We start from the raw sequence: 23,665 nt of genomic DNA, 5'->3' as shown, positions 1-23,665 counted from the left end.
CAAACCGATCCTTTTTTGGTTAAAAAACGTTCGCGATCTCGCCCTGCCTCTACACTAATTACTACGACTAAATCAGGTAAATAACATGAATCTCGAAGATATTAAAAATAGGTTTTCTGAAGAGGTTAAATATGTTGACGACTCCGCGCAAATTATTTTAAAGGGTCATCTGGTCATAGAAGATTTAATGACTCAAGCATTAGAGGCATACGTATTACATACTGAGTTTGTCGGCAATGCTCGGCTTCAATTTAATCAGAAATTGGAACTATGCAAATCAATTTCATTAACTGACTACAATAATGTTATGTGGAATTTAATAAAGAAAATTAATGTATTACGTAACGCATTATCGCACTCTCTTGATCCAGAAAGAAGAACGAAAGCGGTTGAATCATTGAAATCAATTTATGATCAGGAGTTTGAACCAAAGACAAGAGTCATAGATGGCATGGGAGAAGAGTGTGCTCTCTGTTTGGCTTCTGTAATGGGGGCCCTCGGGTATTTGCATAGCTTTTTGGCCGAGGTTAAACGATTGGAAAATCTAATCAAAATGATAGATTTAGGAATCCACAATGGTGGAAGACTGGAGTAAAAGCACCTAACAAATCGCTCCAATTGACAAAAATACCTGTCACGAATTTTGGTACCCAAAATGTATCGCCAGGCATTTTTGCAACTGAGCTAAGCGTTAGCTTTTAATCGAATTCAATTTATATATTCGTAAAACAAATAAGGAATAAAAATGAAAAAAGTAGTATTGGCAGCCTCGGTTTTGGCACTCACTGCATGTTCAACGATGCAACCGCCACGTTATGCTGTTTCTGTAGATAATATTCAAACTTTAAAAACCTTAACGGAGATCAAGGGCGAATTTGCATCATTGAATCAACGAGCTAAGTTCAGTGCCAACTGCCGCCTTATGGGGCCAATTGAACCTGCAGATGGATTATCTATCCCACAGTTTATTACTAAAGCTTTCAATGATGAATTGAAGATGGCTGACAAGTACTCAAAAGATTCGGTTAAAATCACAGGTGACATTACCAAAATTGAATTCTCATCAGTTTCCGGTTTAACCAATGGGTATTGGGATATTGGTGTCAGTTTACACTCAAGCAACGGTACTAACCTAATAGTTGATAATAAATACTCATTCAAAAGTGGCTTCGACGCTATCACTGCGTGCAATGCAACGGCTGATGCTTTATCTCCTGCAGTTCAAGATTTAATTAAAGCTACTGTTAGTCATCCTGAGTTTCCAAAATTAATGAAAGAAAGCTAACAAAGCACTTAAGTGGAAAAATTACATTTGGCTAGCGCTTCGCGCATTATAGCCAAATTGTAATTTTCCGCTTAGCTTGGCGTTAGCTGAAATCAGGCAAAGCGATGATTCCAAATACAAAAATATCACATACAATTCTGGAGTTTGGTAAATCAATTATTCTTCAGTTGCCCGACGGCCACTCGAAGGAAGAGTTCGAAGCGGCGATTTCCATCGTAATAGCGGCATGGAATGCTGTGGTGATCGACGTTTGGAATAAAACAGATGAATTTGAACGCGAGCTAATTGAGCGGTTGGGAGAAGGACCAAAGCAAGCTCAAATTGAAGTTAAACGGCTAGTTAAGCGGAAAAAGTCGAAGTTTTCAGATGACTTGAGGGCTGTTGGGAATCACTGGGTTAGAGAGCAAGATGGCGAGTATATATTTGGATGTGAGGCACGAGGAAATGTTGAAGACTTTCCGGCAAAAGAAACTAAACACTAGATGCAAGTAGGGCAGCTAACAAACGCCTCAAGAGGGACTGTCAACGCGTGGCGTTTCGCAGCGACGCCGCGACTGATTGGCCTCTGTACACGGATGTTAGAAATCCCGCGACGGTTGAGGTAGCATTGCCGACTTTTTCTGCGGTGAGAGGGATTTATGTATATCGGCTTTGACTATGGTACAGCCAATTGTTCGGTGGCGAAGATTGAAAATGGTCAGCCGACGCTGTTACGTCTAGAAGGGGACAGCACGTTTATTCCTTCCTCCCTTGCCGCACCTACGCGCGAATCTGTGTCTGAGTATCTGTTTCGTCATCGGGGCATCAAGCCGCTAGATACGATTGGCGAGCAGATGTTGCGCCGCGCCATTGATGTAAACCGAGAGGAAAGCATCGAACTTGAGGCGGAGGACATGGCGTTTGGTCAAGCGGCGCTCGATCGTTATCTCGATGATCCGCGTGATATGTACTACGTGAAATCGCCTAAATCTTTCCTTGGCGCGTCAGGTTTACGTGATGCTCAACTGCGCTTTTTTGAAGACCTCGTATGCGCAATGATGGATAACATCAAAACGCAAGCCGAACACCAAACTCAACAGAGTATTCATGATGCGGTGATCGGTCGGCCGATTAACTTTCAAGGCCGTGGAGGCGAGGTGGCAAATCGCCAAGCCGAAGGTATTTTGCTCAATGCGGCTAAGCGGGCGGGCTTTAAACAGGTTGAATTTCAGTTTGAACCAGTCGCTGCCGGCCTGGACTATGAAGCGACACTGAGCGAAGACCAAATCGTTCTTGTGGTCGATATCGGTGGGGGCACCACAGACTGTTCATTGATTGAGATGGGGCCATCATGGCGCGGTAGTAGCGATCGCAGTGCAAGTTTGTTAGCGCACAAAGGTCAGCGTATTGGCGGCAATGACCTAGATATTGCGTTGGCATTCAAACAAATGATGTTCCCGTTTGGGATGGGCAGTAAGATGGAATCTGGCATTGAGATGCCGATTACGCAGTTTTCCAACCCCATCGCGATTAACAACGTACAAGCGCAAAACGATTTCTATGCGTTTGAAAACTTGGCGGTGCTCAAAGGGCTGCACAAGCAAGCGCAAGAGCCACATAAACTGGCCCGTTTGCTTGAGGTATATCACGAGTCGTTGGGTCACAACATTGTCCGTCGTGCGGAAGAGGCAAAGATTGCGTTGTCGGATCAAGCGGCTTACCGAGCGGGCATTCAACTGTTCTCCGAGCGCGTGGACGTTGATGTAACGCGCGATAACATGATTGATGCGATTGAGGCGCCCAAACGTAAGATGATCGCCTTAGTGCACGATGTGGCCGCGCAGGCCGGTGTAAAGCCTGACGTGATTTTTATGACAGGTGGCTCGGCGCGCTCGCCCTTCTTAAGGGAGGCTGTACAAGCAGAGCTCCCGAACATTCCTGTAGTGAGTGGCGACTACTTTGGCTCAGTCACCGCAGGCTTAGCGCGTTGGGCGGAAGTCTGCTTTAAGTAACCGTCGCTTGACGAACTGGGTTTGACGCTTACTTGTAATTCCTTGCGAAAGAAAAAAAGTTGTCAATAATAGGAACCCATCTTAGCGAAAACTTCCGTATTTTGACTAGAAATCATGCACCAAGGTGGGTGTGTTGGCGCGAAATAGTTTTGTTAGGACAGACTTATATCGCCAACCCAGTGCCAGTAGCCGTTTCGCTAAGCTTTGATTTTGAATGGTGGCAACTTCAATGCCGCGGTAGTGATGCGGATGCGCTTGAATATAGTCGATAAACGCCGTCAGCACCCCTTGGCCGCGAACGCTGGGGGCTAATTGTAGCGAAACAATCGATACTCGCTGACTACCGACCGGGCAGTGAATCAGACAATAGCCGAGCGGGTGCTTGATAGCGGTGGAGAGCTCTGGAAAAGCGCGCGTCTGGTGACGTTGAGCTAATTGGTCATAGCCGTGGCATAAGTGATTAAGCAGTTGCCGAGCGTTATCATCCATCGAAGTGCCTCTGAAGAGGTCGAAACGTAGCCACCATATTAAGGACTTTATTTTTTCTAAAAACAGAAAAGCGCAAGCCCCGTATTTACCTCTTTTGGGCACAATAATTGCATAAAAGCCGCGATTTCTACGCCAGATAACCAGCTAGTTTTTAAAACTGTGCGCGAGCTCATGCCGCACCATTGGTCGTTAGTGAATAACGCGTGTGCACCAGCATCGGTATGCTTTTATTATCGATGTATGAGAAAACGCACCTCGCGGCCATGTCGTCATAACTATCCCTACATGGCAGCGAAACGCGTAATATGTAGTCTGGATAAGGTACGTAGCGCAATATCAATCAATGTATGCGCTGATAGAATAGGAATTGAGCATGTTCCCAGCTACATGGCGCTCTAAGCGTTTGTGTTTTAGTGCGTTTGAGTACAGTGATGCAAAGCGCGTTAAAGCACTGTTTGAGCAAAATCAGCATCTGCAATATCAAGATCCCACGTTTAAACCTTGGTCGTTATCGACCTATCAAACACTGATAGCGGATAGTGCGGAGAAAAAGGCGCCCGACGTAGAAGAGGCCTTTTACCTTCGTCGCATTCAGACCCATGACGGTAAAGATATTGGCTACTTACAAATCTCGCTCAATGCGCCGGATACACAGAGTGTTTGGCTGCCCATGCTCACTATTTCTCCACGATATCAAAAACATGGCTATGGCAGCGAAGCGGTTGCGAGCGTGATTGACACCGTGCAAGCTTATGGGGATTATCGACGCATGGGTGTGAATGTTTACGCCGAAAACATTCGCGCGTTTCGATTCTGGTATCAGCAAGGGTTCTGTCGTATTTCCCATTTTGAACCCGAGCAAGATGAAGGACGAGATTACCACTGCTTGGTGCTCTATCGCGATTTAGACGTGAGGGCATCACCACGGTAGTGAACAGGGAAAGTGACTGAGTCATATAGGAAAGGAAAATGATAAAAACACCGAAAAAACGTCTGTTACTGACGCGTGTCGCACTGAGTGTTGTACTCGGCATGGGGCTTAGCGTTTCATCAACTACGGTGCAGGCGGCTGAGGCCGCACAGGTTCAGGTGCAGCGAGCGTCTGGGCTCCATCTGCAAGATTTTGATCGATCGGTTCGTCCACAGGATGACTTGTTCCGTCACGTCAATGGCACGTGGTACGACCAAACCCAAATCCCCAGTGATATGTCCAGCTATGGTGCGTTCCGTATTTTAGCTGAAGAGAATGAAAAGCGTCTGAAAGGCATCATTGATGAGCTGGTGGCGCGTGATGATCTCAAGCCTGGCTCCAATGAGCAAAAGCTGCGTGATTTTTATCTTAGCTATATGGACAAAGACAAAATTGATGCCTTGGGGGTCACGCCAATCAAACCTGAGCTTGATCGTATTGCGGCGATTGCCTCGAAGCCTGCGCTGATTTACGCGATGGCCGACTTGCGACGAGTTGGCGTTGGGATCCCGTTTAGTTTTTATGCATGGGCCGATGCGAAAAACCCTGACTATAACGCTCTGTATCTGAGCCAAAGTGGGTTGGGCCTGCCGGATAGAGACTATTATTTCCGAGACACCGAGGACGCTGAGCGTATCCGCACCGCGTATAAAAGTTATCTCGAAGATATGCTGCGCTTAGCGGGCTATGATCAGGCCAAACAACGCGCGGATCGGATTTATCAGCTGGAAAAAACACTGGCAGAGCATCATTGGACACGCGCTAAACGCCGTGATGCCCAAGCAACCTATAACAAAATGAGTCTTGAATCGCTTAATCAAGCCATGGGCAGGTTTGATTATGCTCGCTTTGCCAAGCGCGCGGGTATCGACAAAGCCGATGAAGTAGTGGTGCGCATGCCGTCTTATTTTGAGGCATTAGGGCAGGTGTTTGAGCAAACTAGCCTGCAAGCGTGGCAAGATTATCTAACCATTCGCACGCTCAATGCGTTTGCACCGCGCCTTAACCATGAGTTGGTTGAACGTCAATTTGCGTTCTATTCCAAAACCCTTAACGGCATTCCTGAGCAGCGTGACCGCTGGAAGCGCGGCGTACAAGCCACCGAAGGGGTATTGGGGGAAGCGCTTGGCCAAGAATATGTCGCCCGCTACTTCCCACCGCAAGCCAAAGCACGTATGGAAACCATGATTGATAACCTGCGTGCCGCGTTTAAAGACTCGATTGAATCATTAGCGTGGATGAGCGATGAAACCAAAGCGAAAGCATTGGATAAGCTGAGTAAATTCACGCCTAAAATCGGCTATCCAGAGCAATGGGAAGATTACAGCGCGCTGACCATCAACCCCGATGACTTGATTGGCAACAGCAAACGTGCCGCTCGCTGGGGCTATCAAGATATGTTGTCGCGGATTGGTGAGCCCGTTGATCGCAAAGAGTGGGGTATGACCCCGCAAACGGTCAACGCCTATTACAGCCCAACTGCCAATGAAATTGTGTTCCCCGCCGGGATCTTACAACCGCCGTTTTTTGATATGAATGCGGATGATGCCGTGAACTATGGCGGTATCGGCGCGGTGATTGGTCATGAAATGGGGCACGGTTTTGATGATCAGGGCTCGCGTTATGATGGCGATGGCAACCTATCCAATTGGTGGACGGATGAGGATCGCGCGCGCTTTGATGCACGCACCCAAAAGCTGGCCGAGCAATTTAGCCAGTTTGAACCGTTGCCGGGCTTGTTCATTGACGGCAAGGTGTCCTTGGGGGAAAACATTGGTGATTTAGTCGGCTTGACCACCGCCTTCCGCGCCTATCAAAAATCGTTGCACGGTGAACCGTCTCCTGTGATGGACGGTTATACCGGCGAGCAGCGATTCTTCCTCAGCTGGGGGCAGATCTGGAAAATGAAGATGCGTGAAGATGCCCTGCGTGAGCGCGTATCGTTGGGTCCGCATGCGCCACCACAATATCGCGTGCTTGGTGCACCGCGCAATGTCCCTGCGTTCTATGAAGCCTTTGATATAAAAGAAGGTGACGGTATGTATTTACCCGAAGATCAGCGGGTGAATATCTGGTAATCTCTGATGCCGCCTCCAAGGCGGCATTTTTATAGATTTTGGTACTGTCCGTCACGCGAATCGATGTAAGGAGGCCCAAGTGCTAAGCACGCCAAGGACGAGATTAGTTTTGCTTCCCCCAGAAAAAGCCGACATGGTAGCGCAGTTTTATCAGCGAAATCGTGCTCACCTGTCCCCATGGGAACCCATACGTCCTGCCGCATTTTATCGCGAAGACTATTGGCATCGCGCGCTGCAAGAAGCGAACGATTTGTTTCAACAGCAGCAGGCCTTCAAGTTTGTGATTTTGCATCATGAACGGGACGATGTGATAGGGGTGTGCAATTTCACCAATGTCATTCACGGCGCCTTTCAAGCGTGCCTGTTAGGTTATGCCGCTGACAAGCATTATCAAGGGCAAGGCTACATGCACGAAGCCATCCAAGCAGGTATCCGTTTCGTCTTTGAGCAGGTTGGGTTGCATCGCGTGATGGCCAACTATCTGCCCGACAATACGCGCAGTGAGCGGCTACTTACCAAGCTGGGATTTGAACGCGAAGGCTATGCACGCCGTTACCTCAAAATTAATGGCCGTTGGCAAGATCATGTGCTCACCGCCAAACTCAACCCTTTAATGGAAGAGTGAGTCGTTTAATAGCCAGCCGGACATTCCCTTTTATCCATTTAACTGTCAGGAGAAAAAATGAGTCAGTTTACCGAGTACAAAGTCGTTCATATTGTTGAAGGTGGTTGCGGCACCTTATTGCTGGGCTCAAGTGGCTTGCCGTTGCAACGCCTCGAAGCCGAACTCAATCAATACGCGCAAGATGGCTGGCAGGTTGTTTTTCAAGTAATCGAAAAGAAACGTTACATGCTGTTTTGGCAGCGTGAGGCCGTGATTGTCACCCTAGGTCGCTAATGCTCAAGTATTTGTCGCTTACGTTGATCCATCGTTACCAAGCTAAAGGTGGATCAAAGAAACGGTTCAATATTGAGTGTAATTTCGAGCCGAGCTGCTCGGAGTATACGCGCCAAGCGATCGAAAGATACGGCGCACTCCGAGGCTGGCAACTCGGATTGGCGCGCATTCGCCGCTGTAATAACCCCAATGCGATTGAAAAAATTCACGATGAGGTGCCTTAATGCGTTTTACCCAACCGATTGAAGCGCTGGAGGCGCAAGAAGAAGCACTGAGGAAGCAGGTGAACGGCTTGACCCAAAGCCAGAAAAAACGCTATTTTGCCGAGCAATCAAGACAGCTGAAAGATCCAGACACTTATGCGGCACTCAATTGGGCTTTCTTAGGGGGGTTCCATCATCTTTACTTGCGAAAGTACCGGTTGTTTATCGTAGAATGTACGTTATTGGTGATCGCCGTTATCGGCTTAGTGATGAGTCAGCCGTATTTCGCTCTGATTTTGGTTGGTTTAGTGCTATTTGAATTACCACAGCTTTTTTTGGCCCAAAAAATTGCCAGGCAGTACAACTACCATGTATCACGCTCAATTTATGAACACGTCCGCCACGGTGATTAACCCATGAAGCGTCGTCGGATCCGTAAACGTCATCAGCACCAGTTCTTTTTATGTCAGAAAACCTATCGGCGTGCCTTAATTGATTTGATTGAGGCTGATCCGGCAAGAATGCGTGCGCTTCGCTGTGTTCAAGCTTTAAACCTCCCTCAGTGCTATATTGCTGCCGGATTTATCCGGAATCTGGTTTGGGATGCGTTGCACAAATATGCCCCGAGTGCGCTCAATGATATCGATGTTGTCTTCTACGATCCTGAAGATACCAGTGCAGAGCGCGAACAATATTTAGAGCAGCTACTGCAAAAAACCATGCCAGAAATGACTTGGCAGGTACGTAACCAGGCGCGAATGCACGAGAAGCACCAAGATCCTCCTTACGCGAGTACGCTAGATGCAATGCGCTTTTGGCCGGAGAAAGAAACTGCGATTGCGGTGCGCCTTGATATGAACCAACGCTGCGAAGTCATCGCCGCCTTTGGGGTTCAATCTTTATTTGAACTTAAGCTTAGCCATAACCCTGCCCGCCCATGGCACGTTTTTCAGCAGCGCCTTGATGACAAGCAATGGCTGACACATTGGCCCAAACTTACTGTCACCACGCAGTGCTCTGTGGCGGCAAAGCCGATCCATCACGAGTAATCGTTAATAGGGTGCGCATGGGCACAGACAGTCCATGCCACCCAAGGCATACTCGTTGCTGTGTTGAACAGCCTGGATAGCTAAGCCGATGAAATACCGCATGGACGCGAGCCCGAGTGACGATGATATTACCGCCATTCGCCAACAGCTGCAGCAAAGCAATGCCCCGTTTTTAGCTGGCCTTCCTGAAGGCTCTCTTGCCGGCTATGCCTATAACGATAATGATGAACGTATCGGTGGCGTGGTGGCCAACACGTGGGGGCAATGGCTATTGATTAAATACCTTTGGGTCGATGATGCCTTCCGCCATCGCCACGTGGGGAGCCACTTATTGAGTAACTTGGAAGAGTACGCCAAGGAGATGGGCTGTAAAATGGCGTTCGTTGATACCTTAAGCTTTCAAGCCAAACCCTTCTACGAAAAGCATGGCTATCAATGCCAGATGACATTGTCGGACTATCCTGTCGATCATGCACTGCACTTTTTGACCAAAGCGCTGAGTTGATCAAAATCTATTCGCACAAAGGCACTCTTTTCCAAGTCACATGGCGTGTCCGTCCACACGTCAAGAAAGTTGATATTGCTAGTGTGCAGCGCTGGTGCCACGCGAATGTACTTGATGAGCATCATGCCCACGGTGTAAGAAATCGCGTGATTAACCCTGCATTGCTGCCGATAATCAAGAGGAACCATGGTATCGACTTCCGAGACGTCACTTTGCTTATATCGTATGCGACCAGCGGACACAGATGTCGTGCTTGATATCTGGTTAAACGCGTCATTAACCGCGCATGACTTTATCAGCGAGGACGTTTGGTACCAGCAGCGTGAGGCGATGCGATCAGCCTATTTGCTGATGGCAGAAGTGTGGGTCGCTGAACGAGAGTGGCGAATGGTTTACCACAGCTAGTTATCGTTTATATCATGTAAAAATCCCGCTTCGGTGAAAACCAAGCAGGATTTTTATTTTTATCATTTATATCAACACCATACTGGTCTTACCGATGGTATATAATGGTCGTACCAAAAGAAGGGTTAAAGACAGAATTTGACTTTATAATGCAAGAATTGCTAGTTTGGTACTACCAAATACGGAGAGGTAACCATGACGACATCCACCAGTAGCCTTTTTCATCCGGTGCAAATGGGCCGAGCGAGTGAAGATGTGGCATTGCAAATCGAATCGGCGATTCTGTCCGAGGCGCTAAAACCTGGCGACAAACTGCCCAGTGAGCGAGAGCTTCAGCAACAGTTTGGAACAGGGCGTGGCGTGGTGCGTGAGGCCATTCAATCACTCAAGCAAAAAGGCTTAATTGAAATCCGTAAGGGGCAAAAAGGTGGGGCGGTCGTCCGTCAGGTTGATGTGCATAACATCAGTGAATCATTGGCGCTGTTTCTAAAACAAAGCCATGTACAAGCGGATAAGGTCGCAGAGTTTCGTGAAACGGTCGATCAAAGCCTGGTGTTACTTGCCATTAGTCGTGGTACCGAGTCGCAGAAAAAACAGCTTGGTGAATATGTCACAGAGCTTGCGGCTCTTGCCGCTGAAGAGAATCCGGATTTGGATCGCTTGGGCGAGCTGGATCGCGCACTCAACCTATTGATTGCTGCAATGTCAGGCAACCCGATTTTTGAATGGGTGATGCATGCTATCCAGCAAGGGTTTAGTTCGCACGATTACGCCCTTTATCAGGTGGCGGATTATCGTCGCCAAACCGTGGAAAACTGGCAACAGACCGTTAACCACATTATCGCTGCCGAGCCGTTTAAGGCGCAAGCAACGATTAGCCACCACTATCGGTTGCTACAACAATGCATTGATGCACGAGCATCAAGCTAATTATAAAAATTTCAAAAAGGAAACCTCTACACAATCATACCCATTACCTGTGTTGCGACTGTTCCGGGCTGACGCCCTGCACACGGGAAGGACAAAATTTGGAGGTTTTATGGGACAGCAACAAAATTACGACTATATCATTGTCGGTGCGGGCTCGGCAGGCTGTGTTCTGGCGAACCGTTTAAGTGCTAACCCAGATAACAAGGTATTGCTACTCGAGGCAGGACGACCCGATTATCGGCTGGACTTTCGGATCCACATGCCTGCCGCATTAACTTATTTGCTCACAGACAGCACCTATAACTGGTTGTACGAATCTGAACCCGAGCCGAATATGCATAACCGCCGTATCGCACAGCCGCGCGGTAAAGTGCTCGGTGGTAGTAGTAGCATCAACGGCATGATTTATATTCGCGGCAATGCGATGGATTATGAAAAGTGGGCCAATGAGCATGGGCTAAAAGACTGGGACTACGCCCACTGTCTGCCGTACTTCCGCAAGTGTGAAACGCGATTAAAAGGCCAAGATGACTATCATGGCAACAATGGGCCGTTGGCAATTGAAACCGCACAATGTGACAACCCTCTATTTAGTGCGTTCTTTGACGCGACGCAACAAGCGGGTTATCCATTGACCGATGACGTGAATGGTTATCAGCAAGAAGGCTTTGGTATTTTCGACCAAAATATCTACCAAGGTCGTCGTCATAGTGCGGCGCGGGCGTACTTACACCCAGTGATGAACCGTAAGAACCTGACAGTGATCACCGGCGCGACCACTGATAAGGTTTTGTTTGAGGGCAAAACCGCGATTGGCGTGGAATACCGTAAATGGGGACGGAAGAAAACCGCGTATGGCGCCGAAATCATCAGCTGTGGTGGTGCAATCAACTCACCGAAGCTATTGCAGCTTTCAGGCATTGGCGATGAGACCATGTTGAAGAATTTGGGTGTTAAGCCTGTTCATCATTTGCCTGGGGTGGGGGAGAACTTGCAAGACCATCTTGAACTCTACGTGCAGTATGAATGTAAAGAACCGGTCAGCATGTATCCCGCGCTTAAGTTCCACAATCAACCGAAAATTGGTTTTGATTGGCTGTTCCGTCGTAAAGGCGCGGCGGCCACCAATCATTTTGAAGCGGGTGGTTTTGTACGTGGTAATGATGAGGTGGCGTATCCGAACCTGCAGTTCCACTTTTTGCCACTGGCGATCCGTTATGATGGCTCGGCACCGAACAAAGGACATGGTTTCCAATTGCATGTGGGGCCTATGAATACCGATGTGCGTGGCCACGTGAAAATTCGTAGCACCAACCCGGATGAGAAGCCAGAAATCTTCTTTAACTATCTCTCTACGCCACAAGAGCGTAAAGAGTGGGTCGAAGCGATCCGTGTCTCTCGCGATATCATTGCCCAGCCGGCCTTTGATCATCTGCGGGGTAAAGAGCTTTCGCCGGGCAGCGAGGCACAGACGGATCAGGAAATCCTCGATTTTGTGGCTCGAGAAGGGGAAAGTGCTTATCACCCAAGCTGTACCTGTAAAATGGGCTTGGCGAGTGACGAGATGGCCGTAGTGGATGAATCGCTGAACGTCCATGGCGTGAATAACTTGCGTGTGGTGGATGCCTCTGTGTTCCCTGCAATCACCAATGGCAACTTGTACGCACCGACCATTATGGTGGCAGAGAAAGCGGCTGATATGATCATGGGGCACACCCTTTCGCCGGCGAAAGATGCGGAATACTACCGCTACCTTCCAGACCATGCGCCGGTACCGGAAGAGGACGTGGCGCTGGCCTAATTCCCTGTGTACGCGTTAACGACAAGAGCCAGTCTCGTGCTGGCTCTTTATTATTTTTGTTTATCTAGCTGGTGTTTCGCCGCACTATAGCTGGCAACGCAATAAGGCACTAGATAGTTGAGTAGTGCGTGACCTATACGTAAGTCTGCCTCGCCCCAAATAGCCTCACCCTGATTAATCACATTGAGTACAGTGCCGACTACCAATGCGATTTTGAGTGCATTGAGCGCTACGCTGGGTTGAATTAACGTCCTAAAGAGTTGTTTCATTTAACGTCCACCCTCAGCACGTTCAAGCAGTGCCTGCGTGGGGAGGGTGGAAATTGTCTGTTGGATAACGCGTTTAATCAGGCCCGTATCAGGTCTTCGTCGTTGTTGTGAGGCGGGAATCTGGACACCAGTGGGTTCTAAGTCGTATGTGTTGTCTGTGATGACCAGTTTTGCTTGCTGTAAGCAAAGTGGGCAATGAAGAAGTTGCCCTGGCGCATCATCACGATAACGAGTGATCGTCGGGCCGCATGTCGGGCAGTGATGCAGGGGGATCCCTTCATCGGTATGCGCAATGATGGCGTCAAATTCGCCCGCTTTGGCGAGGTTGACAAACCGTTGCCCGATTGATGTATCAAACTGGCTGCCAAGATTCTCTTCGACAATGTCAATCGCTTTTTGTTTGGGCATGGCTTGTCGATACGGACGGTGGCTGGTCATGGCATCAAAGGCATCACAAATCGCGATAAGCTTGGCCTCTGCAGGAATGGCATCACCGGATAATTTGTTGGGGTATCCTCGGCCATCGACCCGTTCGTGGTGTAACCCGACGGCGTTGCGCACAATGGGTCCTAATGGATGGCCTTCCAAGATATACATCCCCTCATCGGGGTGACTCTGGATGATGGCAAATTCGTCATCGGTCAGCTTATCTGTTTTCTTTAAGATGGCATCAGGCACACTGATTTTGCCGAGATCATGCAAAAAGCCACCTAGGGTCGCGATGGCCTGCTCTTCTTTCGACCACCGTTCTGCTTTTGCGACCGCTGATGCAAACTGAGACACCCGCCAAAGGTGGCCGCCTGTGTAGGGGTCTTTTGCCTCAACGGTCCACGCCAGTGTTAATAGGCTTTGAAACAAGCGCTGTGTTTGAACACTATCCACATCGGATCGAAACCACTTTGTTAACCATTGCATCGTTATATCCTTTGTTGTGCGCCTTTATGAGTAGACAGGGACTATCCGGTAGAACTTTCAGTTTGTGGCGCGGGGGTTTCTGTCAAAAACTTAGGCAGGCTGAGCACCACGGTAACCCCTTGATTGATATTAGAATCGAAATGAAGTTTTCCCTGCAGTTTTTGGTGTACCAGATTGAACACGAGATTAAGGCCGAGCCCTGAACCGCCTTTACCGCGTGAACTGGTATAGAAGGGCTCAAAAATACGTTGGTGAAGTTCGGGCGCAACCCCGACGCCATTATCGGTATAGTGGATTTCTACGGTCTCGCCTTTATCGGCGATATGAATCTTTATGTCCGGCTCGGGAATACCTTCAAAGGCATGGCGGACACTGTTTATCACTAAGTTGGAGATAACTTGGGTCAGCACCCCAGGCAGGCTACTCATGGCAAGATGAGGGTCACCTTCGATAATCGGTGCCACCGGCACTTTTTTCGTTTCGGGGCGCAAACTCCCCATTAATGCTTCAAGCGTTTGCACCGGACGGAACTGACTTCGACTTTCAGACACTTGGTCGACCGCTGTTTGCTTGAAATCACGCACTAATCGTGCCGCACGATTGAGGTTGGTTTCCAGCATATTCGTGCCATCCGTGACCTGCTTCATCACGGCCGAATACTGCTCACTGGTCAAGGTTTTTTGCTCGAATGCGCTGTTTAGTGTGGAAACCGCGTCTTTGATCACTGAATTAGCCGTCACCGCGATACCCAGGGGGGTGTTTACTTCGTGCGCGACGCCGGCGACTAAGCTCCCCAGCGCGGCGAGTTTTTCGGATTCCACCAGTTGAGTTTGCGCAGCTTTAAGGTTATCCATACTCTGCGCGAGATCCTGGGTTCGCGCGTCAACGGTCGCTTCTAAACGCTGATTCAGTTGCTCGAGTTCCAACTGGGTCGTTTTAAGCTCAGTGATATCAATCGCGGTGCCGCGAAAACCCGTGAAGCCTTGACCGGTGAAATGTGCTATCCCTTGGAACACAAAATAGTAGGTGTGTTTTCCCAAGGTGATTTTTTCTTCGCACATGGTGAAATCATCGCATGTGTTCAAACAGTGTATCAGTGATGTGCAGTGGCTCAGTACGGGAACTGACTTTACCTTAGGGTGGTTTTCGACCGAGATCGCGAGCGCGACTTGCATCGCTTCAGAGCAAAATGTCAGTCGCTGCGTGGCATCGGTTTCCCACAACCAATCTGAAGCGGCGTTAGTGAAGTCCGACAATCGCGCCTGTTCTAACGCGATATTCTTATAGAGATTGGTCATGCGTAAAGTGATTTTATTGGTTTCGTCCGCCAGCCAGTCGAGTTCATCGCTTTTTTCCATAATCAACTTTCGATGTGTCAACTGCAATGGCTCGTGGATGGGCTCCACAGGGTCAAAATGAGACAAGTGTTTGGCAATCGCAAACACGCGTTGGCTGACGCTTTGATGGAAGACCCATAAAATCAGCGAGCAAACAATCAGGGTTTTGACCCCGTTGAGTAGGAGGGTGACAACAAACTGTTGCAGTAACAGATCATAGATTTTTTGCGCGTCAGATTTTACGCGTAGGGTACCGAGATGAATCCGGCGATCAGTGTCGGGATGGAAATAACTGAGTTCAGCTTCGCTGTCCACGCTGGTGGTGGTGAGTGGCTTACCCGCATCGAGTACGACACCGTCAAATTCAATCGAGAGGTAATCGATATAAGGCAGATTAACCAGCCCATCCAGCCGGTTTTGTGCGCTAACAAGGTCGAACACCCACAAAGACGATGCGATTAAGTCGGCATGGACATTTTGAATTTCTGCATGGCGGCGATCAACATGGTCAAAAGCTTCCTCATAATCCCATGATAGCTGTAGTAGCGTGGTCAATATGGTAAAAAAACTGCTGAGTAAGACCATCAGCAGAATGATTCGGCGGCCAACAATACTGAAAAGCGGGTGCTTGAGCCCCTGTTCAAACCTTTCTAGTTTTTCCATTCGAAATCCATTACCTTAATCTTTACTCTCACTGGCGTACTGTGTTGCTTCGCTGGATAAACTTAATGGGATCAAAAACATAAACTTGACGCCTTGCCCGGGCGCTGATTCAAGTTGCAGTTCGCCGCCTAGCTTTTGCTTGACGAGATTAAAGACCAAATTGAGGCCGAGCCCTGAGCCACCACGTCCCCGTTTACTGGTATAAAAGGGTTCAAAAATTCGGTGGTGAAGGGATGGCTCGATACCGCAGCCATTGTCTTGATAGCAAAGGTAGAGGTGGTCTTCTTGCCTTTCAAATTCGATCGTGATTGTTGGGTTATCCGTCTCGTCAAAGGCATGGTTGATGCTATTCATGACGAGATTAGAGATCACTTGGGTAACGACGCCGGGTAAGCTATACATGAGTATGCCACGCTCTCCGCTGACCTCGGGAGCCACCGGAATTTTACGGGTTTCTGGATGTAAGCTCGCAACCAGTGCGTCTAGTGTTTGTTTGACATCAAATTCGGTGAGCGTTTCTGACACTTGATCGACGGCGGTTTGTTTAAAGTCACGAATAAGATGGGTCGCACGCTTGAGGTTATGTTCCAGCATGACCACGCTGTCGTTCACTTGTTTGATCAAAGAAGCAAACTGTGTGCTGGTTAACGTTTGTTCCTCAAAGGCCTGGTTGAGCGTGTGGGTGATATCTTTAATCACTGACGAGGCGGTGACCGCAATGCCTAAAGGTGTGTTGACTTCATGCGCCACCCCTGCCACTAAGCTCCCGAGTGCCGCAAGCTTTTCCGACTCGACCAGTTGTTCTTGCGCCGCTTTTAAGTGTTCCATACTCTCTTGAAGTTCACGGGTTCGCTCATCAACGGTTTCTTCCAAGTTATGGTTCAATGTTTCCAGTTCAAACTGGGCCGTTTTGAGCTCGGTGATATCGATGCCCGTGCCTCTAAACCCGCGAAAGCCATCAATACCGTGATGGGCAAGCGCTTGAAAGACAAAATACCGGCTTTCACCCTCAACGGGTACGATCTCCTCACACATCGAAAAGTCCTGTTGTCGGTGAAGATTGGCCATAAACTGATGACAACCGACAGTAGAAAGTAACTTGTCAAGGTGCGGATATTGGTTGGGATTAAGGTCAAACGCCAATCGCATCGGCTCAGAGCAAAAGGTCAACTTGAGGTCGGCGTCGGTTTCCCAAAGCCAATCTGAAGAAACATGGGTAAAGTCAGCTAAGCGCTCGCGCTCGAGCATAATATTGCGATAGAGCGTTGACATATTTTGGGTGATTTTATTGGTTTCGGCCGCCAGCCAGTCGAGTTCGTCTTCTTTTTCCATGATATAGCGCTTACGGGGGAGGGTCAGCGTCTCTTCTTTAGGGTCAAGGGGATTGTACTGACGTAAAAACTGCGCCACTTTAAACACGCGTTGGCTGACGGTATGGTGGAACACCAATAAAATGAGATAACACACCATGAGTGTTTTTATCGCGTTCAATAGCAGTGTGATAAAAAAGCGTTGCATCAGATCGTTATAGATGGCTTTGGTGTTGGACTCGACATAAATGGTGCCAATCCGCTGGGTGTTTCCTGTATCTGGGTCGTCGTATTGCAATGGATACTCGTTAACCATTTTGCTCACATCTAACGGTGAGCCCGCTTCAAATAAATAGTTTTCCGAGCGCACCGCTAGGTAGTCGACATGGGGGAGATTGATCAGCCCGTCAATGCGTTCTTGAACACTGGTTAAGTCATAAATCCAAAGCGAGCTGGCGAGTAAGTCGGCATGAACGTGCTCAATTTCATAGTGTCGGCTATCCACTCGGTCAAAAACCTCATCGTAATCCCAATAAGTTTGCAGCAAGGTGGTAAAAATGGTGAAAAAGCCACTGAGCAAAATCATGATCAGCAAAATGCGTCTTCCCACCAAACTGAAGAAAGGATTACGAATGCTGTCATCAAACTTTTGGTTTCGGCTCATACGTGTTAAGCGCGTAAGTCGTTGCGGATACGGTAAGTGTAGAAGAAAAAACGGCTCTCACCGTAAGGAGTGGTGACTAGGGCGCGTGATTTATAGCATGGATGAAATGTCACCATGGTTGTACACCGTGATGGCGCAGGCAGATGAATAACTGACGTCGCGCCGCGAAACGCCTCTGAAATAAAAAGTGTGATCATGAAAAGGCCCGTTAAGGGCCATGGCTAATCTGGGTATTCAGCACGAATAGCGATAAAGTCGTCCCAATGCTCAAGGAGTAAATCGACCAGTTTGGGCTCAAAATGCTTGCCGCGCTGGGCGATCAGCTCTTGGCGAATGTCATCATCCGTCCATGCTTCCTTGTACGACCGCTTTGAGCCAAGGGCATCGAATACATCGGCCAGTGCTGAAATTCGGCCACTAATTGGGATGGATTCGCCCTCGAGGTGATTGGGGTAACCCGTTCCGTCCCATTTCTCGTGGTGGGTGGCAGCAATCTCTTTGGCTTCGACGATCAAGCGCCGTTTGGAGTGGCTGAGAATTTCGACGCCGTATTCGACATGCTTTTTCATCGTTTCCCACTCATCCGCATCGAGTTTTCCCGGCTTGTGTAAAATCGCGTCTGGGATAGCGACTTTACCGACATCATGAAGTGGGGAGCCGTGTTTCAGCAGCATGGTTTTGTGCTCGTCCAGACCATAGAGTTGCCCTAACTTTTCACAGAACAAAGACACCCGTTGCACATGGGCACCGGTTTCTTTACTGCGCGCTTCGACTGCATTGGCTAGGTTGTAGACCAATTCTTTCGAGGTCTCACGCAAATCGACCATAAGGCTTAAGTTTTCGAATGTCAGGCCTATATTCTGCATATAGATCTTAAGCAGATGTTGGTCCAGCTCAGAGAGCGTTGTGGCATGATTGACGTACAATAAAAACTCGACATCTTCTTCGTCGCGATGAAAAAGGACAAAGCCATTCTCAAACTGAATGCTTTGTTGTTCATCGAGTGCTTGCTGGCATCGCTCTGAGACGATTTTAGGTAACTTCTCAAACGCACACTCACTGTAACAGTCCACGTATTCTCCCGTCGCCGCCAACGTCAGCGCACGTGACTCTTCAGCACCGGGGCGCGGTTGTACCACGCAATAAAACGCGGAGTCATGAATGTGAAGGAGAGAGGTTAATTGCTCCAACACCGCGGTGGCATAGTGTTGCAAATTGGTGGTGTTCTGTACGTTTGCAGAGGCCTCAATCACCCGTTTGAGCCCCTGTTTTTGCTCCTCAATCATGCACAAGTCACGATAAGAGCGGAGCATCGAATAAAGCAGGGTTTTGAGCTTCTGGGTTGTCAGCTCCGTTTTTTCTTTGTAATCATCAATGTCGTATTCGCGGATCACCCGATCTTCTGGTGCTTGGCCGGCTTGTCCGGTGCGCAATACCAAGCGGATCACGTGGTCATTTTTCTCGTCGCGTATGTAGCGAACTAAGTCTAAGCCCGCATGTTCGGTTTCCATGACTACATCAACCAATGCGAGCGCAATATCAGCTTCTTTTTCGAGAATCTCTCTAGCTTCCTGCCCAGACAGAGCCGATAGAATTTCTAGAGGACGTCCTTGAAACGTGAACCCCGTTAGCGCAAGCCGTGTGACTTCATGCATCAGATCATCGTCATCAATCAGCAGTATACGCCATGGCGCTGCACCAGATGCTGAATTGATCTCATCAGACTTGGGAGACGCGCCGTCACGTTGATCTGCAAACAAGTCCATTCACTTCGCCCCTATTCGCGTTTATCTCAGTTAGTTAAAGCGTAGTTTAGGACTTTCAAAGTTGCGAGGAGGGAGTGATTGATAGTTAAGTGACTTTCCTTGGGTTTGTTACCGATCTCTGATCTGGCGCAGTATCTGAGCTAACTGGGCTGCTAGCCTTGGCATTGACAAGCCGTTGCCAAGAGGCTTAACGCCAGAGGCGTTGCATAACCTTGGTTATTTTATCGCCTGTTGACAACAGCTTGAGTAATTCTCTTACACAATTGTTGTGATATACCTATCAGTTGTATGGCGCTTATTTTGCGGGTGGCAAATAAGGCTGTTTTACTAAAATCATTATTAAAACACTATGACAGACAAACAAGGCAGTTATGTTTAAAAAACTCTCCCTCAAACACAAGCTCGCGCTGTCGGCGAGTGTGGCCATCATTATCGGTGGTTTGCTCGTTGAAGCGTTATCGTTTCGTGCATCACTTGCCCGGTTGGACACCGAAGTGGCACAGCGGCTGGAAAGTACCACGGCATCATACAATCAATATGTGTCTGACTGGGTTGCTTCAAAAGAGCGTGCGATGACCTCACTGACCAGCGAGGCCGATGAGAACAATATGGTCACCCACCTTAAGCAAGTGCGCGATGCGGGTGGCTTTGACAACGTCTTCCTCGCCTACCCAGATGGCAGTCAAGATAACGCGAATGGTGTTGTGCTACCGCCGGGCAATGACGATCCGCGCAAATGGGGTTGGTATATCAACGCCAAAGCGGACCCGTCGAGTGTGTTTATGGATAACCCGACGGTTGCAGCGGCAACCGGCGCCAATGTGGTGTCGTTAGGTAAAGCGCTCCAGTTCAACGGCGATACTTTGGTACTCGGGGCGGATGTTGAAATTGGTGACATTATCGAAGGTCTCGAGAAGGTGATCTTGCCGGGTAATGGCTATATGTTTATCGCCAACAGCGAAGGCAATATTTTTACCCACGCGAACACCGACTTACTCAAGGAGCCAATTAACCAGCTAGGCTTGTCTTTTAGTACGGTGAAGTCCGCCATGAATTCCGGTGAAAGTGTGATGGCCGACGTGGGTGGGGAAGAAAGTGTGGTATATGCCAAGCCCATTAAAGATACCGGATTAATCACTGTCACCGTGATTAACTATGACTCCTTAGTCGCGCCACTGTTTGATGCAGTCTGGGGGCAAATTGCGGTGACAATTGCAGTGGTTATTGCCTGTACGCTGCTGTTCAATCTGCTGGTGAATATTCTATTTAGACCGTTGACCAATGTCTCTAATGCCCTCGAGCAAATTGCCCATGGTAGCGGTGATCTGACTCAACGCATTGACGTTGAAAGTGAAGATGAAGTGGGGCAACTGGCGAAAAACTTCAACACCTTTGTGGGGAGTATGCATCAGTTGATTAGTCATATTCGCGAGCAAGCCGACCAACTCACGTCGCAGTCGGACAGCAGTACGGAACGGGCACGCCGCAACGTGGATGACATTAATCAGCAGCAGCAAGAAGTGACCATGGTGGCCACCGCCGTCACCGAGTTGGCCTCTGCGACACAAGAGATCGCCTCGCATGCTGAACACACCGCGAATACGGCGCAAGAATCGACCGCGAGCACTGATAATGGGCGTGCGGTGGTTGAAAATACCAAAACATCGATCACTCGGTTGTCGGATGAGTTGAAACAAGCCAGCACTATTGTTGCCGAACTAGATAAGCACTCGCAGGAGATTTCGACGGTACTGTCGACCATTCAAGGGATTGCGGAGCAAACCAACTTGCTTGCACTCAACGCGGCCATTGAGGCAGCGCGAGCGGGTGAGCAAGGGCGAGGCTTTGCCGTCGTCGCTGACGAGGTGCGTATTCTGTCGCAGCGTACCCATGCTTCGACCGAAGAAATTAAATCCACGATTGAGACGTTGCAAACTACGACGGCAAGCGCGGTATCGACCATGGAAAGCAGCTCAGTGTTGGCGGGCGATTCTGTGTCTGATGTGGATAAAGCCACGGCAGCTCTGAGTGAGATTGATGCAGCGGTCAATCAGATCAGTGATATGGCGACGCAAATCGCGACCGCGGCAGAAGAGCAAACCCATGTGACAAGTGAAATCACACAAAACATCACCTCTATCAAAGATGTGTCTGAGCACTTGGTAAGCAGTGCTAACGATACCTCGCAAGAGGCGGATAATCTGCGTAGTCAGGCAACACAGCTGAGCGACAAGGTATCGACGTATAAGCTTTGATGCACCGTCGACCAAGACGCTAAATGAATCAGCCGCTACCCACGCATCATGCAAGGTAGCGGTTTTTTTGAAAAAAAATGTGAGAGGAATGGAACTTTTGCTGTGGTGCTCAGTCCTAAAGGATACTGAAGCAACAGAAAAAGGTTTTATGTTAACCCTACTGCGACACTTTCGTACCTCGTTTATCCTCTTCCTCATCGGCACGGGTTGCCTGCTCGCCTTCAACCTTTCCACGCCACACGTTGCTGCCAACGGCAGTCCAAACGAACCGTTCGCATTCATCCCGCTAGCCTGGTTGTTTTTAGGATTGAGTGCAGTCATGTTTGTTGTCAACATGGTGATAACCATGCTAGGCATTAAACGGCAACACCTTGATTGTTAATGCCACAAACCATTTAACGCCTGATTGTTAATACCAAGGTCCAGAGGAGGCAAGATGATACAGCGCAATGGCCCAGAACTGGATATTGATATTGGTAATAAGCACTTGGTGATCCAGCGTCGCTATGAAGCGTTGGGGGCATTTAACGATTTGCTAATTGCGATTTGGTTTTTGATCGGGAGCTTCTTTTTTCTCAATGATGCGTTAATAGAAAGCGGAACATGGTTGTTTATTGTGGGTAGCGCGCAATTGTTACTGAAGCCGAGTATCAAATTGATGGGCCTAGTCCATGTCTCGCGCGTGCAACAACGGGCGCAGAACACAGCATAACCAACGGTTACTCAATCAATTATAAATTCATTAGCCTCTGAGCCAAGAGGCGAATAAACCCAAGAGGCAGGGTGATGACCCTGCCTCTTGCTATAGTGGCATCGCACTGGTTGGTTTATTATCGCTATTTATCCCAGAACCCAGAGCTGAAGGGCAACAAAAAAGCCAATCGATAGCCCGACCACTAACAAGGTGGATAACCGGGTACAGGCTAAACCGATCGCGACTAAAGCACCCAGTAAATAAGGATTGGTGGTCGAAATAGCCAGCTTATCCTCGGGAAAGAAGACAATCGGTACCCATAACGCGGTTAGAACCGCCGGTGCAGAGTAGGTAAGGAGTCGTTGCAACCGCGGACCAATGCGCACAGGGATGCTACGTGCCAGCAGCAGATAACGCACTGAGAAGGTGATCAGCGCCATGGCGACGATGATTAACCAGTAACTCATGTTGCTGCCCTCCGTGTCGGTAACGATTCAGTCATTAGCCCTGCGACCATACCTACGCCAGTTGCAATGATTAATGCGTTAGGGGTGTGGTAATAGGTGAACAGCAGCATACTGATACCGCTTGCCAAGGCACAAAGTAGCACGGGACGGGTTTTTATACTGGGTACGGTCAGGGCGATAAAGGTGGCCGCAATGGCAAAGTCGAGCCCGATGGCTTCCAAAGCTTTCAGCTGAGAGCCCGCTAGAATCCCCGCCAAGGTGGCAAGGTTCCAACCGATATAAAACGCGGCGCCCGTATAGAGGGCGTAGTGTTTAGAAAATCTACCATGTTTGCTGGTGTGTGCGGTTGAAAGCGCATACATTTCATCGGTCAGTAAAAAGCCGAGGCCGAGACGCCATTTAAGCGGCAAGGGAGTGATGTACTGACGAAAGTGGGCACCATAGAGAAGGTGCCGTGCGCTAATCACCAGTGTGGAACCGAGCACCGCTGGCAAGCCCGCCGCATTGCCCACCATCATGGTGCCAGACAATTGCACCGCCCCTGCAAAAACCAGTAATGACATGGCTTGTGTTTGCAGCGCACTGAATCCCATTTGCAGCCCTAATGAACCGCAGAGTATCCCCCAAGGCAGGACGGCGAGGCACAGCGGACTAACATCGCCCAATGCGCGCCATAGTGATGCCTCAGGCGCATGCACCTCTTGTGCAGCCTTATGCATAG

General features: G+C 48.9%; 26 protein-coding genes. 18 read left to right on the top strand and 8 right to left on the bottom strand.

Going from position 1 to position 23,665, the window contains the following annotated elements; all coding sequences use genetic code 11:
- Positions 1-85: 85 nt before the first annotated feature.
- The 4 genes from C7A19_RS15380 (at position 86) to yegD (ending at position 3,276) form a co-directional block, all read left to right on the top strand.
- The gene (locus C7A19_RS15380; RefSeq protein ID WP_116645353.1) at positions 86-595 is read left to right on the top strand and encodes a hypothetical protein; all 510 of its coding nucleotides are present in this window, start codon (positions 86-88) and stop codon (positions 593-595) included.
- Between the two features lie 150 nt (positions 596-745).
- Positions 746-1,285, top strand: a complete 540-nt coding sequence (locus tag C7A19_RS15375; RefSeq protein WP_116645352.1) for a hypothetical protein — start codon at positions 746-748, stop codon at positions 1,283-1,285.
- A gap of 104 nt (positions 1,286-1,389) precedes the next feature.
- The gene (locus tag C7A19_RS15370) at positions 1,390-1,767 is read left to right on the top strand and encodes a hypothetical protein (RefSeq protein ID WP_077487150.1); all 378 of its coding nucleotides are present in this window, start codon (positions 1,390-1,392) and stop codon (positions 1,765-1,767) included.
- Between the two features lie 156 nt (positions 1,768-1,923).
- Entirely contained in the window at positions 1,924-3,276 is a 1,353-nt protein-coding gene (gene yegD, locus C7A19_RS15365) for a molecular chaperone (RefSeq protein ID WP_116645351.1), read from the top strand.
- A gap of 105 nt (positions 3,277-3,381) precedes the next feature.
- On the opposite strand, the gene C7A19_RS15360 is transcribed toward yegD, so the two are convergent.
- On the bottom strand, positions 3,382-3,765 hold the full coding sequence (locus tag C7A19_RS15360) for a hypothetical protein (RefSeq protein ID WP_116645350.1): 384 nt from the start codon (positions 3,763-3,765) through the stop codon (positions 3,382-3,384).
- Between the two features lie 373 nt (positions 3,766-4,138).
- Between C7A19_RS15360 and C7A19_RS15350 the strand changes: the two genes are divergently transcribed.
- From C7A19_RS15350 to betA, 11 genes are all read left to right on the top strand, one after another.
- Positions 4,139-4,696 (top strand): GNAT family N-acetyltransferase, encoded by a 558-nt coding sequence (locus C7A19_RS15350; protein WP_116645348.1) that lies wholly within the window; start codon positions 4,139-4,141, stop codon positions 4,694-4,696.
- A 38-nt stretch (positions 4,697-4,734) separates the two neighbouring features.
- The gene (locus tag C7A19_RS15345; RefSeq protein WP_116645347.1) at positions 4,735-6,813 is read left to right on the top strand and encodes a M13 family metallopeptidase; all 2,079 of its coding nucleotides are present in this window, start codon (positions 4,735-4,737) and stop codon (positions 6,811-6,813) included.
- A gap of 79 nt (positions 6,814-6,892) precedes the next feature.
- Positions 6,893-7,438: a ribosomal protein S5-alanine N-acetyltransferase gene (gene rimJ / locus C7A19_RS15340; RefSeq protein WP_077487143.1), complete on the top strand. Its 546-nt coding sequence runs from the start codon at positions 6,893-6,895 to the stop codon at positions 7,436-7,438.
- Between the two features lie 57 nt (positions 7,439-7,495).
- Complete coding sequence (locus tag C7A19_RS15335) at positions 7,496-7,711, top strand: DUF4177 domain-containing protein (RefSeq protein ID WP_069362674.1); 216 nt, start codon at positions 7,496-7,498, stop codon at positions 7,709-7,711.
- Entirely contained in the window at positions 7,711-7,935 is a 225-nt protein-coding gene (gene yidD, locus C7A19_RS15330) for a membrane protein insertion efficiency factor YidD (protein WP_021022755.1), read from the top strand. The genes C7A19_RS15335 and yidD overlap by 1 nt, the downstream gene beginning before the upstream one ends.
- Entirely contained in the window at positions 7,935-8,327 is a 393-nt protein-coding gene (locus tag C7A19_RS15325) for a hypothetical protein (protein WP_069362675.1), read from the top strand. The genes yidD and C7A19_RS15325 overlap by 1 nt, the downstream gene beginning before the upstream one ends.
- Before the next feature lie 108 nt (positions 8,328-8,435).
- Positions 8,436-8,963, top strand: a complete 528-nt coding sequence (locus C7A19_RS15320; RefSeq protein ID WP_116645354.1) for a nucleotidyltransferase family protein — start codon at positions 8,436-8,438, stop codon at positions 8,961-8,963.
- Between the two features lie 88 nt (positions 8,964-9,051).
- Positions 9,052-9,468: a GNAT family N-acetyltransferase gene (locus C7A19_RS15315; RefSeq protein ID WP_077599956.1), complete on the top strand. Its 417-nt coding sequence runs from the start codon at positions 9,052-9,054 to the stop codon at positions 9,466-9,468.
- A 186-nt stretch (positions 9,469-9,654) separates the two neighbouring features.
- Positions 9,655-9,873 (top strand): hypothetical protein, encoded by a 219-nt coding sequence (locus C7A19_RS15310; protein ID WP_116645346.1) that lies wholly within the window; start codon positions 9,655-9,657, stop codon positions 9,871-9,873.
- A 195-nt stretch (positions 9,874-10,068) separates the two neighbouring features.
- Positions 10,069-10,803 (top strand): GntR family transcriptional regulator, encoded by a 735-nt coding sequence (locus C7A19_RS15305; protein WP_116645345.1) that lies wholly within the window; start codon positions 10,069-10,071, stop codon positions 10,801-10,803.
- A 109-nt stretch (positions 10,804-10,912) separates the two neighbouring features.
- Positions 10,913-12,604: a choline dehydrogenase gene (gene betA, locus C7A19_RS15300; protein WP_116645344.1), complete on the top strand. Its 1,692-nt coding sequence runs from the start codon at positions 10,913-10,915 to the stop codon at positions 12,602-12,604.
- A gap of 50 nt (positions 12,605-12,654) precedes the next feature.
- On the opposite strand, the gene nrtS is transcribed toward betA, so the two are convergent.
- From nrtS to C7A19_RS15275, 5 genes are all read right to left on the bottom strand, one after another.
- Positions 12,655-12,873 (bottom strand): nitrate/nitrite transporter NrtS, encoded by a 219-nt coding sequence (nrtS, locus tag C7A19_RS15295; protein ID WP_069362682.1) that lies wholly within the window; start codon positions 12,871-12,873, stop codon positions 12,655-12,657.
- Complete coding sequence (locus C7A19_RS15290; RefSeq protein WP_077674018.1) at positions 12,874-13,788, bottom strand: HD-GYP domain-containing protein; 915 nt, start codon at positions 13,786-13,788, stop codon at positions 12,874-12,876.
- Between the two features lie 41 nt (positions 13,789-13,829).
- Positions 13,830-15,788, bottom strand: coding sequence for an ATP-binding protein (locus tag C7A19_RS15285; RefSeq protein ID WP_116645343.1), 1,959 nt, complete (start codon positions 15,786-15,788; stop codon positions 13,830-13,832).
- 15 nt (positions 15,789-15,803) lie between these two features.
- Positions 15,804-17,762 carry an ATP-binding protein gene (locus tag C7A19_RS15280; RefSeq protein WP_116645342.1) on the bottom strand — a complete coding sequence of 653 codons (1,959 nt, stop codon included), beginning with the start codon at positions 17,760-17,762 and terminating at the stop codon, positions 15,804-15,806.
- A 221-nt stretch (positions 17,763-17,983) separates the two neighbouring features.
- Positions 17,984-19,528, bottom strand: a complete 1,545-nt coding sequence (locus tag C7A19_RS15275; RefSeq protein ID WP_116645341.1) for a DUF3369 domain-containing protein — start codon at positions 19,526-19,528, stop codon at positions 17,984-17,986.
- Between the two features lie 371 nt (positions 19,529-19,899).
- On the opposite strand from C7A19_RS15275, the gene C7A19_RS15270 reads away from it, so the two are divergent.
- The 3 genes from C7A19_RS15270 (at position 19,900) to C7A19_RS15260 (ending at position 22,495) form a co-directional block, all read left to right on the top strand.
- Positions 19,900-21,783: a methyl-accepting chemotaxis protein gene (locus tag C7A19_RS15270; protein WP_116645340.1), complete on the top strand. Its 1,884-nt coding sequence runs from the start codon at positions 19,900-19,902 to the stop codon at positions 21,781-21,783.
- A gap of 88 nt (positions 21,784-21,871) precedes the next feature.
- Positions 21,872-22,165, top strand: coding sequence for a DUF3955 domain-containing protein (locus tag C7A19_RS15265; protein ID WP_116645339.1), 294 nt, complete (start codon positions 21,872-21,874; stop codon positions 22,163-22,165).
- A gap of 54 nt (positions 22,166-22,219) precedes the next feature.
- The gene (locus C7A19_RS15260; protein ID WP_069362687.1) at positions 22,220-22,495 is read left to right on the top strand and encodes a YrhK family protein; all 276 of its coding nucleotides are present in this window, start codon (positions 22,220-22,222) and stop codon (positions 22,493-22,495) included.
- A gap of 128 nt (positions 22,496-22,623) precedes the next feature.
- On the opposite strand, the gene C7A19_RS15255 is transcribed toward C7A19_RS15260, so the two are convergent.
- Positions 22,624-22,944 (bottom strand): AzlD domain-containing protein, encoded by a 321-nt coding sequence (locus tag C7A19_RS15255; protein ID WP_077521533.1) that lies wholly within the window; start codon positions 22,942-22,944, stop codon positions 22,624-22,626.
- The gene (locus tag C7A19_RS15250) at positions 22,941-23,663 is read right to left on the bottom strand and encodes an AzlC family ABC transporter permease (RefSeq protein WP_116645338.1); all 723 of its coding nucleotides are present in this window, start codon (positions 23,661-23,663) and stop codon (positions 22,941-22,943) included. The genes C7A19_RS15255 and C7A19_RS15250 overlap by 4 nt, the downstream gene beginning before the upstream one ends.
- Positions 23,664-23,665: the final 2 nt, after the last annotated feature.

It is taken from the genome of Salinivibrio sp. HTSP, assembly GCF_003390965.1.
GTDB lineage: Bacteria > Pseudomonadota > Gammaproteobacteria > Enterobacterales > Vibrionaceae > Salinivibrio > Salinivibrio kushneri.
This window is presented reverse-complemented; position numbering and strand designations above follow the sequence as displayed.